This is a genomic window from uncultured Marinobacter sp., assembly GCF_963974375.1.
Taxonomy (GTDB): Bacteria; Pseudomonadota; Gammaproteobacteria; order Pseudomonadales; family Oleiphilaceae; genus Marinobacter.
On sequence record NZ_CAXBDN010000119.1, the window covers coordinates 1 to 12,381 of the forward strand.

The window sequence follows — 12,381 nt, forward strand, 5'->3', positions numbered from 1 at the left end:
CACCCATAAGGCGCTGGCTTCAACAAAAACCGTCAACGTATTTTAGGACGGGTCACTGAGGAAAAGCGGCGACGGGTTAGGCTGCCGCTGACCCTTCAGCCTTCTTCCGGACTTACTCTGTCCTCAAGGGCGTCGATCATGAACTGGGGCATGGCCAGCGCGCCACGGTGGATGCCTTCATTGTAGTAACGGGTGACAAAAGGCCTGCTGGCGGCATCTTCCTCACGGAAGTAGCGGGTCTGGGCGACCTTCCCGCCCATGGTACAGCTCCACCAGCCGGTCGGGTACACAGGCTGGGGAAAGGGCAGGGTCTGCACATGATCGAACCCGGCCTTGCTCATATCCTCGTGGATATCCCTGATGATGGTGTCGGTATGCAGCAGCGGCGATTCACTTTGTTGCACCACGATGCCCCCTTCTCTGAGTGCAATCATGCAATCCCGGTAAAAATCCAGAGCAAACAGACCTTCCGCCGGTCCCACAGGATCCGTGCTATCCACAATGATTATGTCGACGCTGGCCGGCTCAACATCCCGCATCCAGCGGATACCGTCACCGAAAAAGAAATTGGCCCGGGGGTCGCCGTTCGACTCACAAAGTTCGGGAAAATACTGCTCCGACAACCGGGTTACCCGCTCATCAATTTCCACCTGCCAGGCTTCTTCCACGTCGGGGTGCTTGAGCACTTCGCGCAGGGTGCCACAGTCACCACCGCCGATAATCACTACCTTTTTCGGATTGCGGTGGGTGAACAACGCCGGATGGGTCATCATTTCGTGGTACAGAAAATTGTCCCGGGTGGTGAGCATCACGCAGCCATCCAGCACCATCAGATTGCCGAAGGTTTCGGTCTCATAGATCTCCAGCTTCTGGAATTCACTCTGCTCTTCGTGCAGCTTGCGCTTCACCTGCAAAGAGAAGGCCGTTCCCTTGTCCTGGAACACTTCCGTAAACCAGCCGTTGTCGAGTGTGCTCATCACTTTTCTCCAATCTGTGCATCGTGCCGTTTGGCGGCGTCGTCTGGTGGCCATTGTAGGTTGCCTTTGGCCCGAGCTGAAGTCATAGATCCTCTCAACTGGCCACTGGTTTTTCCCGGAGCCTAGTCGACGGGTTCCCGGCAGCCTACAATGTGCCCCTCCGGTATGGTCCGGAACCGTGCCGTGCCAAGGGCAGTCTCACCGCATCAGCTACAGGAATGAGTGAATGGTCGCTACCACCAACGCCAGCCAGGTCTATAACATCCCCCACTGGAGCGACGGCTATCTGGACGTCAGCCCCGGGGGCGACGTGCTCATGCGGCCCAACCGGAGTCAGCCGGAAAACACCATCAACCTGCCACAACTGGTGCAGAAGCTGACATCGGACGGTATTGCCCTGCCCGTGCTCATGCGATTCACCGACATTCTGCACGATCGCGTCAACACCCTCTGCGATGCTTTTAACCAGATGGCGCTGGAGCACGGCTACCAGGGCAGGTACACCGCGGTTTATCCCATCAAGGTAAACCAGCAGCGCCGGGTGGTTGAAGAGCTGCTGCGGGCCGAGCCTGCGGCCAGTCAGCGCCAGATTGGCCTGGAGGCCGGCAGCAAACCGGAACTGATGGCGGTACTGGCATTGTCGTCGGCCCCCGGATCCGTGATCGTCTGCAACGGTTACAAGGATCGCGAGTACGTAAGGCTGGCCCTGATTGGTCAGAAACTGGGTTTCCGGGTATTTATCGTGGTGGAAAAGCCCTCAGAGCTGCGCCTGATTCTGGAAGAAGCAGGCAATCTGAACGTCCGGCCACTCATCGGGGTGCGGGCCCGGCTGGCCACCATTGGCAAAGGCAACTGGCAGAACACCGGCGGCGAAAAATCGAAGTTCGGCCTGTCTGCCAGCCAGGTACTGGATGTGGTCGCCCGCCTGAAACAGGCCGGGGCACTGGACAGCCTGCAACTGCTGCACTTCCACCTGGGCTCCCAGATTGCCAACATTCGCGATATCCAGACCGGTCTGCGGGAATGTGCCCGTTTCTACAGCGAACTGCGCCACCTGGGCGCACCAGTGGAGACCGTCGACATCGGCGGCGGCCTCGGGGTTGACTACGAGGGTACCCGCTCCCGCAGCAGCTGCTCCATGAATTATAGCGTTCGTGAGTACGCCTACAATGTCATACACACCCTGCAGCAGGAATGTGAGCGCACCGGTGTGCCTCATCCGGATCTGATCAGCGAGTCCGGACGCGCGCTGACCGCCCACCACGCCGTGCTGGTCACTAATGTCATAGATGAGGAGCGGCCGGAGTCGGGGGTACCCACGGTCCCCGATGCCAGTGCACCGGTTCCGCTGCACGATCTCTGGCGCGACTACCAGAGCCTGCTTGATACCCGCACTCAGCGTTCGCGGGTTGAAATCTACCACGACCTGCTGCACGCCATGGGCGATGTCCACGCCCTGTTCGCCCACGGCGTGGTCTCACTGGGTCACCGTGCCGCCGCTGAACGCACCTACACTGCCTGCTGCCGGTTGCTGCAACAGCAGCTGGAGACGAGCAGCCGCGCCCATCGTGAAATCCTGGATGAACTTAACGAAAAGCTTGCGGAAAAACTGTTCGTCAATTTTTCTCTGTTCCAGTCGCTACCGGATATCTGGGGAATTGACCAGATTTTCCCGGTACTGCCCATCAGTGGTCTGCAGCGTCCGCTGACACGTCGGGCAGTAATCCAGGACATTACCTGTGATTCCGACGGCCGAATCGACCGCTACGTGGATGGCCAGGGCGTTGAAACCACATTGCCACTGCCGGAATCCGATCCGGACAACCCCCTGCTGATGGGTTTTTTCATGACCGGTGCCTATCAGGAAATCCTCGGCGACATGCACAATCTGTTCGGTGACACCCACTCGGTCGACGTCCAGCTTGCCAGCGACGGCACCATGACAGTGAGTCCGCCCACGGAAGGTGACACCGTGGCCGATATCCTCCGCTATGTGAATTTCGATCCGGTCAACCTCTCGCAGGCCTACCGTGACCGGTTCGCCGCCAGCGATATCAGCCCGCAAGAGCAGGCGCAGCTGCTGGCGGAGGTGCAAGCCGGACTGGACGGTTACACCTATCTCGAGGAATGAAATTTCTCCGGCACTGACCAGGCAGGCATTCAGATAAAAAAGATCGACGCCGGCGCTGATCCGGCTTTGATTCAGCGGCGTACATCTGGAACTGACAACCGCTGGACGAGTGCCTACAATGATGAACACGACGACTGCTCATTCCACTGTCAAGGAGCGCCCGGTGACCACACTGGACCAGAAGCCTTCACGAGCCGAGGGCCGCAAGGACCCCTGGAGTCTGCTTCTTGAGAAAGTGGGCAAGAGCCAGGACCGGCAGGCCTACCACGCCCTGTTCGAGCATTTCGCTCCCCAGCTCAAGTACTACGCCATGGCCAATGGTATGGCGAGCCATGCCGAGGAGCTGGTGCAGGAAGTGTTCGTCTCTATCTGGCGCCGGTCCTGTCTCTACGACTGGCGCAAGGCAGCAGCCTCTACCTGGATTTTCACCATCGCCCGTAACCAGCGGATCGATATGCTGCGCAAGATGCAGCGTACCAGCGCGGAAATGCCCATTGAAACCGAAGATCTGTGGCAGATTCCCGGTGAGGACGATAACCAGCCGGTGACTTCCCTGCACAGGCTTATGTCCGAGCGCAGGGTGCGGGAATCCCTGAAACACCTGCCGGAAGAACAGATTACGGTAATTGCCAAAGTGTACATGGAGAACAAGTCGCACCAGATGGTCGCCAATGAGCTGGACATCCCGCTCGGCACCGTCAAAAGCCGGGTGCGGCTGGCGCTGAACAAACTCAAGGGGATTTTGCAGGACCAGAACGTATGACCCGACATCACCCAGACAGCCTGATTCTGATGGAATACAGCGCAGGCAATCTCAGTGAGGCACACGCCGTGTGCATTCGCCTGCACCTGGACAAGTGCTCCCACTGCCGCAGCCGCGTTGATTCGCTGGACAGCCTTGGCGCGGTAATGATGGAGCAACAGGCACAGGTCTCGGTTTCCGAGAGCATGTTCGACAGCATTCTGGCGCGCATCGATCAGCAGCCGCCGGAAGTGATGCCTGAACCCAAACCGCCACGGCAGGACCTGCTGACCAAGCTTCTGGGCAATGACCTCAATGGCCTGCCCTGGAAGAAACAGCTTGGCGATGTGAGCGTACTGGACATTACCGAGCGATTCCCCGGCCAGAAGGACCGCGTGGTTTTGCAGAAACTGTGCGCAGGAGGCAAAGCGCCCGTTCACACCCATCGTGGTGACGAAACCACCGTCGTTCTTCAGGGTGCGTTCTGCGACAACCGCGGCGTTTTCAACCAGTGGGATTTCGTGGTCCTCGGCCAGGAAGATGAACACAAGCCAGTGGCTCTTGAAGGCGATGACTGTATTACGCTTTCAGTCCTGAGTGCGCCGCTGAAACTGACCGGTACCTTCACCCGTCTGCTGAACCCCTTCATTCGCTAGGGTCCTTCGGGCCCTGAAGCGGACGATTTCAAGAGCCGGACACCCCTGGGGGTTGTCCGGCTTTTTTTTCAGTTACAATGGCGGCTCCATCTGACTGTAACAGGCTTGTTATGACCACCGACGACTACAGCTTCCGCTTTGGCGGCGTTGAGCGCCTCTACGGACGACGGGCCTGCCTGGCCTTTCGCGACGCTCACATTGCGGTCGCCGGACTTGGTGGCGTAGGCTCCTGGGCCGCCGAAGCCCTGGCTCGAAGCGGCATCGGTACCATCACGCTGATTGATATGGACGACGTCTGCGTGTCCAATACCAATCGGCAGCTCCACGCACTTCAGGGTGAGTACGGTCGCACCAAGACCGAGGCCATGGCTGACCGGCTGAGGGCCATCAACCCGCAGGCCGACATCCGGGTTCACTTCGGATTTGTCACCCCGGGAAACCTGACTGAGCTCATCACCCGGGATATGAACGGGGTGGTGGATGCCATCGACAGTGTCAAATCCAAGGCGGCACTGATTGCCCATTGCCAGCGCAACAAGATTCCTCTGGTGGTGGCTGGTGGTGCTGGCGGCCAGATGGACCCGTCCCTGATTCAGGTGGCGGACCTCAGCCGTACCATTCAGGATCCGCTACTGGCAAAAATCCGCAATCTGTTGCGGCGGGATTATGGCTTCTCGCGAAATCCCAAACGGCGCTTCGGCGTGGAGGCGGTTTTTTCAACCGAGCAACTGACCTACCCGGCCGCTGACGGCGAAGTGTGTCACCAGAAGCCAGGCAATGGCCCGGTCCGGCTGGACTGCGCCACCGGTTTTGGCGCGGCCTGTCCGGTCACCGCAACCTTTGGCATGATGGCCGCCTCACGGCTGATCAACCGCATTGCCCGCAAAGCCACTCAAAGCGACTGAAAGTCGAGAACCAGCTTGCCCCGCACATGCCCCGCTTCCAGCAGGCGGTGGGCATCTGCCGCGCGGCTCGCCGGAAACACTTCATCCACATGAACCCGCACATCACCGTCTTCAATCAGCTCCAGAATTTCCTCCAGCTGGTCAACATCCGGGCGCACCGTCATACCATGGGCCCGCAGGCCCTGGCGCTCCGCCTCAGTGACCACCTCGTCAGCGGTCATGGTCGGGATAGTGACCAGAACGCCGTGCTCGCTGAGGGTATGCAGTGACCGCTTGCCGGTCTCACCGCCCACCAGATCAAGCACCGCGTCCAGGCCATAACACTCGTCAACAAAATCCACTTTGTGGTAGTCGATGACCTCGTGTACGCCGAATCCCGCGAGAAAATCCCGGTTTTCGGCGGACGCCGTGGCAATGACGTGGACACCACGCACCAGTGCAAACTGGACAGCAAGATGACCAACACCACCCGCCCCGGCATGGACCAGCAGTTTCTGACCTGTCTGCAGATCCGCCATCTCGAACAGCGCCTGCCAGGCGGTCAGCGCGGCAAGCGGCAGCCCGGCCGCTTCGATCAGCCCCAGTTCCTCCGGGACAATGGCCAGATCCGCAGCCGGCGCCGTCACAAACTCGGCACAGGCACCGCCCTCCATCGGAAAACCCACCATACCCAGGACACGGTCACCGGGTGCCAGAGTGGTCACCTGCTCGCCAATCGCCACCACTTCACCCGCCATGTCGTAACCCGGCGTCCAGGGTAGCTGAGAGCCGATCTTGCTGGCGACAAGGCCCAGACCCCGACGGGTTTTCCAGTCAATGGGATTGAGGCCGGCGGCGGCCACCCGAACACAGACCTGATCAGGTGCCGGCTCAGGTACCGGAGCGTCGGTCAGAACAAGCAGACCGGCGTCGCCGAAAGCGGGATAAACAAGTCGTTTCATAAACTTTGCGGCCACTGGTTCCATAACATACTCCTGAACGGACTGCCTGATTCTTCAGACTAGCAGAAAACCGCCATAACAGTAGCCGGGGGACATTCATGGCTCACCGGGGAAACTGATAGCCTCCCGGGGTTCGAATCCGCTCAAACACCGCCATGAACTCTTTCGGGATCCGGCTCGGCCGCTGGCTTTCCATATTGACGCAGGCGTGGGTCGATACCGCCCGCACCAGGGTCTTGCCATCTGCCGGCCGGATCAGCTGAAACTGCCGTGCCGAGCGGATGCGGCCATCGCAGTCGGTAAGCCAGGTACCCAGCAGCAAGTGGTCACCGGTATTGGCGGCGGCCAGGTAGTCGATTTCAGTGCGGGTGATCGCCATGGCCTTGCCGGTCTGCTCGTGCAGTGCCCAGGTCATGCCGTTGCTTTCAATGTGAGCCCAGCTCACCTCCTCCAGCCAACGCACGTAAACCACATTATTGGCATGGCCGATCCGGTCGGTGTCTTCATCGCGCACGGTCAGCTCGAGAATGAACGGGTCGGGCAAATCCCAGCCCGCCGTCGGGTGGTCGGTCATCAATCCTGTTCTCCAAGTCCTGGCACCGCTGACAGCGGAAGCCGTCCGATTCTGTCGCTGTACAGCGATCCGAAATAAAGAATGCCGTCATGGGGCGTAACCGAGGTAACACCCCACAGATAGTCACCCCGGGTGTCGTGCAGACTGGTCAGTACCTTCCCGTCCCGGCTCAGGGCCAGCACCAGGCCGTAGGGCTCCGGTGCCGGCTGCAGTGATCCTGGCAGTTTCGCCACCAGATCCTTGAGCCAGGGCTGCCGGTGAAGCTGATCAAGTAGCCCCCGCCGCAGGGCCGGCACGGCTACCCAATAGCGTCCTGCGGAATCTGCCTTAATGTTGTCCGGGTAGCCTGGAAGATTATCCACGAACACCTCGGCCTGGCCCTGCGACGGCCCCTTCAGCCAGTAACGCAGAACACGGTAGCGGGCCGTTTCGGTGATCAGCAGGTAGTCGCCTTGCTGAGAGAAGGTGACGCCATTGGCGAAATACAGATTGCGCAGAAGTACCTCAGTGCGGCCGCTGCGAGGGTCATACCGCAGCAGACGCCCGTTGGCCCGTAGCTCGAACAGATCCAGCCGGTAATTATCAAGCCGGTACCGTGAACTTGCGTCGGTGAAGTAGATACGCCCATCGTCAGCGACCGCGACCGCGTCGGTCAGACGAAAGGGCAAACCTTCCGCTTCGCGGGTCAGCCGCGTCACCTCTCCTGCCGGACTGACCGACAGCAGGCCCCGGACGGCATCTGCGACGATCAGATTCGCCTGGGCGTCAAAGGCCAGTCCCAGAGGGCGACCTCGGGTGTTTGCCCAGGACTCAACGACTCCCTCGGGCGAGATTCGCACAATGGAACCATCGGCCTGACCTGAGAAAAGATACCCGTTGCCGTCGATCGCGACGTCTTCCGGTCCCTGAACCCCACCCCTGGCCACCAGATCCGACAAACGCAGCCGCTCGTTGGGTGCCATTTCTCCCCGCAAACCGGGATTGGCAGGAGGTTCCCAGCCCCGGCTGTCGATCGGTGACGGCGCCAGCAGGAAACTGCCCAGCAGCAGAAAGGCCAGCAGCAATCCGGCCAGCAGCCACTTCACGTTGCCTCTCCTGTTTTCACACCTGGTGATGTCATGGTGCAACTCCTGTTTGCCGGTCAGCCCTCCCGCAGGAAGCGGCGGCACACCTCTGCGAACTCATCGGCCTTTTCGGCGTGCAGCCAGTGGCCGGTACCCTCAATCACCTCCAGCCGCGCATTGGGAAACAGCCGGTCAATCTCCTCCTGGTGCCGGGTCTGGATATAAGCCGAATCCGCACCCTTTATAAACAACACCGGCCCCCTGAACGGCTTGCTGCATACCGGCGCCGCCGCCAGGTTACCGTAACAGGCCTCAATCACCGGCAGGTTAAGGCGCCAGCGGAACACGGGGCCGCTAGCGGTCTTTTCATGATCAGGAATCCGCTCCAGATTTTTCAGCAGGAATTGCCGAACCTCCGGCGTGTCCACATGGGGCTGCAACGCCTCATCTGCCTCTTTACGACTGCGCACACCACTCAGGTCGAGCCCTTTCATGCCTTCCAGAATCGCGTCATGGCGGGGCTTGTATGCGACCGGCGCAATGTCGGCCACGATGATTTTTTCAACCCGCTCGGGATAGCTCAGCGCAACCTGCATGGCGACCTTGCCGCCCATGGAGTGACCCAGCAGGCTGACCCGGTCCAGGCCCTGTTCGTCAAGGTAGCGCACGACATCTTCTGCCATGGCCGGATAATCCATGGTGTCGGTGTGGGGCGACTTGCCATGATTACGGTGATCCAGGCCATGTATCTGCCACTCATCCTGCAGCCGCTGGCTAACGCCGCCAAGATTTTCATGGGATCCAAATACACCATGCAGCAGCAGTACCGGTTTACCCTGTCCGCTAACCCGGTGGTTCAGTGTGACGCTCATCAGCCAGTCTCCAGTCAGATGGAATTCCGCAATTGTTGTTTTGTCGCCGGGTCCTGCTTCCTTTTCCGCAAGCAGCCTCTCCAGCCAGTCCCGACGACCCAGGCTACGGTGCCATAACCCGGTAGCGACATGCTATTGTTGCAGGGTCGCTTTGCAAGAGTACAGTCAATGCCGGATTTTTCAGTGCTCGCCCTTGCCGCCCTGGTGTTTTACGGGGTTGCCCTGTTTTTCATTTATCGTATTCTGATGACCTACCGCACCGCTCAGGGCGCCCTGGCCTGGATCATCAGCCTGCTGGCACTTCCCTGGGTTGCTGTACCACTGTTTCTGATGTTCGGCCGGAACCGGTTTTACGGCTACGTCAGGGCCCGCAGAAGTGGCGACAAAGCCCTCGACCCGGTAATCGCCCACTTTGAGCGGCAAGCCTCCGCGTTTCCACACCCGGCCCAGGAACACTTCAACGACGAACTGCAGGTTCTCAGCAATCTTGGCCGCCAGCCATTTACCGGCGGCAACCAGTGTACCCTCCTGAAAAACGGCACTGCCACCTTTGAGGCACTGTTCGAAGCCATGGAGGAAGCCCGGGATTACATCCTTCTGGAATTTTACCTGATCCGCTCAGACCGGGTCGGTCAGCGCATCCACCACATTCTGCGGCGTAAACTGGGCGAAGGTGTCCAGGTGTACTTTCTTTATGACGATGTCGGCAGCTACTCGCTGCCCCGCAAGTACCTCCGGGACCTTGAGCGTGCGGGAGCGAAAGTGGCCTCTTTCGGCAACGGTAATGTCCGGCGGCTGCGCTTTCAGATCAACTTCCGGAATCATCGCAAGCTTCTGATATGCGATGGGAAAATCGGCTTCATCGGCGGCATCAATCTGGGCGACGAGTACCTGGGCAAACCCCTTGGCGCAGAACCCTGGCGAGATACCCATTGCCGGATCATCGGACCTGCCGTGCTTGGCCTGCAACTGGCCTGGCTTGAAGACTGGAACTGGGCAGCCACAGAAAATCCGGAACTGAGCTGGACGCCCGTCGATACCGGCGATCCTGGCCAGGAAGTGCTGATACTGCCAAGCAGCCCTGCAGATACCTGGGAAACCTGCACGCTGTTCTTCCTGAACTGCATCAACAACGCCCGCCAACGGCTGTGGATCGCCTCGCCTTACTTCGTACCGGATTTCCAGATCATGAACGCGCTGCAACTGGCAGCCCTTCGTGGTGTCGATGTACGCATTCTGATTCCGGAACACTCAGACAGCGTCATCATCGGCATGGCGGCCTATTCGTATCTCGTTCAGGCCGATCAGGCGGGTATCGGCATTTATCAGTACCAGCCAGGCTTTATGCATCAGAAGGTTATTCTGGTAGACCAGCGCTACGCCGCCATTGGCACCGCGAACCTTGATAACCGCTCGATGCGTCTGAATTTCGAGATTACGGCCATATTCACCGCAGCCTCCGTTGTCGCCGATGTGGAAACCATGCTGGAAGAAGACTTCCGTCAAAGTCGGCCATTGTCGGAACATGACTACAAGGCCCGTTCCCTGCTATTCAGAATTGCCTGTCGCGGCCTGCGTCTGGCAGCTCCGCTCCTGTGATCACCGCCATGGTTGAGTCCTACTCAAACAGCTGACCCAGGGAATAGCCCACGTTCAGGTAGAGTCCCCAGTGCTCCTGGTTATTGTAGGACAATGCCAGCTGCACCGGGCCGATCAGCGTGTCGAGGCCCATGAAGCCATTGCCTGACACCAGTAGATCGTCAAACCGGGCCTGATCGGAAGCTTCCCAGGCATTGCCAGCCTCAACACCCAATCCGGCGAAGAACGGCACGACCGGTCCCCCGAAATTGCGATAACTGATCAATGACATCAATGCCGCGTCCTGTCCGCTCACTTCGCCGCGACCGTAAGACGACAGTCGCCGGAACCCCCCCAGAGCAACGGCATTCTCGACACCGGCCTGACCACGACTGACCATGCTGGCAAATGCCTCACCGAACACCACCCAGCGATCATAGCGATAGGCCCTGGCCAGGCGCATGGTGAGGCGATCAAAATCAGAATCCGATCCCAGCCCCGGCCGCTCGAATCTTGCCCGGAAACCAGCAAAACTGCCCTCATCCGGCATGAAGGTGTCGTTCAGTGAGTCATGCACCAGACGCACCGTAAAGTTACCCTGCTGAATACGATCTTCGCTGGCGGGGCTGTCACCTACCCGGTCATCAACACGGGCATAGCCGCGTTCCAGACCGATGCGTATTTCGTTGTCGGGCCCCAGCTCGGTACCCAGAGAAAAATCCGCCTGGCGCTGGGAAACATCGACTTCCGCAACTCGCTCGCCGCTTTTAAACACCCGGTAGCGGTCCCGCTGAAACTCCAGACCCACCACGAAAAAACGACGATAGCCATGCTCGATCGGCTGGAACCATTCAGTGCGTACCCAGGGTTCGGTACCCAGCTGCAGTCCGGTCTGCCATTCACCACCGAACCGGTTGAGTTCAGTCATCCGCAACAGGGTGGCGACGTTAAAGCGGGTATCCCCATCAAAATTTTCTTCATAGCCAAGGCCAAAACTCAGATAGTTCGGACCCCAGCTTTTTTCATTGACCGCAATGTCGAGTTCGGCGCCGTCACTGCCATCCGGATTGAGGCTGTAGCTGACGGTTTCATAATAGCCAAGACCGTGAATCCGGTTAAGATCCTCTTCCAGCTGCGGTACATCCAGCGGCTCACCTGGCTGCTGCCGGATACGGTCCCGCAGAAACCGGTCAGCGAGGCGGGAGTCCTGGCGGATGCGGATACCGGAGATGATCCCCGGTTCGAAATCACGCCTCTGGCGCCGCGCCAGGTAGCCTTCCCAGGCAGTCTCGTCAACGCCCAGGGTGTACAGCTGGCCCGCATGCTGGCGGGTAGCGGTAGCACCCAGCTCCATCAAGGCCGCAGCTGCGAAAAAATCGGCAGAGGTCAGGCCCTCCAGGTCGGGCCGTATCAGCACGTCCCGGGGTCCCAGCTGGTCGCGCTGACTGACGACATTCTGCCGGGTCATCAGCGTGGTCAGCTGGGCAATGACGGAAAATGCCTGATCCAGGTTTTCGACTTCAAAGAGTTCATCACTGATATCAACGGCAATAATAACGTCCGCTCCCAGCCCACGGGCCACACTCACCGGCAGGTTGTTGGCAACACCGCCGTCCACCAGCATCTGCCCCTCGCGACTGACCGGGGCGTAGACCCCCGGAATGCTCATGCTGGCCCGAACGGCCTCAGCCAGACTACCATCGGCAATCACCACTTCTTCTCCGGTGGCCAGATCCGTGGCGATTGCCCGGAATGGTATGGGCAGCTGATCAAAATCCCGGACCAGGGCCGCCTCCCGGGTCAGCTCGTTCAGAATAAAGCCCAGGTTCTGACCGGCCACAATGCCAAGACCAATACGAAGGCCATCCCGGCCGACACCCAGCCCGGGACTTGCAGGAAAGCGCCAGTCGCGGGATTTTTCCCGCACCGGGCGATAATGCC

The 12,381-nt window shown here is 59.6% G+C and carries 11 protein-coding genes; 5 read left to right on the forward strand and 6 right to left on the reverse strand.

What is annotated here, in order from left to right; genetic code table 11:
* Window positions 1-95 precede the first annotated feature (95 nt).
* The gene (gene speE, locus AAC035_RS11405; protein WP_339804079.1) at window positions 96-977 is read right to left on the reverse strand and encodes a polyamine aminopropyltransferase; all 882 of its coding nucleotides are present in this window, start codon (window positions 975-977) and stop codon (window positions 96-98) included.
* A 226-nt stretch (window positions 978-1,203) separates the two neighbouring features.
* Here speE and speA point away from each other — a divergent pair, with 226 nt between their 5' ends.
* The 4 genes from speA (at window position 1,204) to tcdA (ending at window position 5,411) form a co-directional block, all read left to right on the forward strand.
* A complete protein-coding gene (speA, locus tag AAC035_RS11410; RefSeq protein WP_339804081.1) occupies window positions 1,204-3,108 on the forward strand; it encodes a biosynthetic arginine decarboxylase in 1,905 nt (634 codons plus the stop codon).
* Between the two features lie 163 nt (window positions 3,109-3,271).
* The gene (locus tag AAC035_RS11415) at window positions 3,272-3,871 is read left to right on the forward strand and encodes a sigma-70 family RNA polymerase sigma factor (protein ID WP_339804083.1); all 600 of its coding nucleotides are present in this window, start codon (window positions 3,272-3,274) and stop codon (window positions 3,869-3,871) included.
* On the forward strand, window positions 3,868-4,506 hold the full coding sequence (locus AAC035_RS11420) for a ChrR family anti-sigma-E factor (RefSeq protein ID WP_339804086.1): 639 nt from the start codon (window positions 3,868-3,870) through the stop codon (window positions 4,504-4,506). The genes AAC035_RS11415 and AAC035_RS11420 overlap by 4 nt, the downstream gene beginning before the upstream one ends.
* Window positions 4,507-4,616: 110 nt before the next feature.
* A complete protein-coding gene (gene tcdA / locus AAC035_RS11425; RefSeq protein WP_339804088.1) occupies window positions 4,617-5,411 on the forward strand; it encodes a tRNA cyclic N6-threonylcarbamoyladenosine(37) synthase TcdA in 795 nt (264 codons plus the stop codon).
* On the opposite strand, the gene AAC035_RS11430 is transcribed toward tcdA, so the two are convergent.
* The 4 genes from AAC035_RS11430 to AAC035_RS11445 all read right to left on the reverse strand — a co-directional run bounded on the left by AAC035_RS11430 (window position 5,399) and on the right by AAC035_RS11445 (window position 8,862).
* Window positions 5,399-6,376 (reverse strand): NADP-dependent oxidoreductase, encoded by a 978-nt coding sequence (locus tag AAC035_RS11430; protein ID WP_339804091.1) that lies wholly within the window; start codon window positions 6,374-6,376, stop codon window positions 5,399-5,401. The genes tcdA and AAC035_RS11430 overlap by 13 nt on opposite strands.
* A 79-nt stretch (window positions 6,377-6,455) precedes the next feature.
* The gene (locus tag AAC035_RS11435) at window positions 6,456-6,926 is read right to left on the reverse strand and encodes a thioesterase family protein (RefSeq protein WP_339804092.1); all 471 of its coding nucleotides are present in this window, start codon (window positions 6,924-6,926) and stop codon (window positions 6,456-6,458) included.
* The gene (locus tag AAC035_RS11440) at window positions 6,926-8,011 is read right to left on the reverse strand and encodes an SMP-30/gluconolactonase/LRE family protein (RefSeq protein ID WP_339804095.1); all 1,086 of its coding nucleotides are present in this window, start codon (window positions 8,009-8,011) and stop codon (window positions 6,926-6,928) included. The genes AAC035_RS11435 and AAC035_RS11440 overlap by 1 nt, the downstream gene beginning before the upstream one ends.
* Before the next feature lie 56 nt (window positions 8,012-8,067).
* Entirely contained in the window at window positions 8,068-8,862 is a 795-nt protein-coding gene (locus AAC035_RS11445) for an alpha/beta fold hydrolase (RefSeq protein WP_339804097.1), read from the reverse strand.
* A gap of 168 nt (window positions 8,863-9,030) precedes the next feature.
* On the opposite strand from AAC035_RS11445, the gene cls reads away from it, so the two are divergent.
* Entirely contained in the window at window positions 9,031-10,461 is a 1,431-nt protein-coding gene (cls, locus tag AAC035_RS11450; protein ID WP_339804099.1) for a cardiolipin synthase, read from the forward strand.
* 19 nt (window positions 10,462-10,480) lie between these two features.
* On the opposite strand, the gene AAC035_RS11455 is transcribed toward cls, so the two are convergent.
* The coding region (locus tag AAC035_RS11455) for a patatin-like phospholipase family protein (RefSeq protein ID WP_339804102.1) at window positions 10,481-12,381 on the reverse strand (1,901 nt) is incomplete at its 5' end.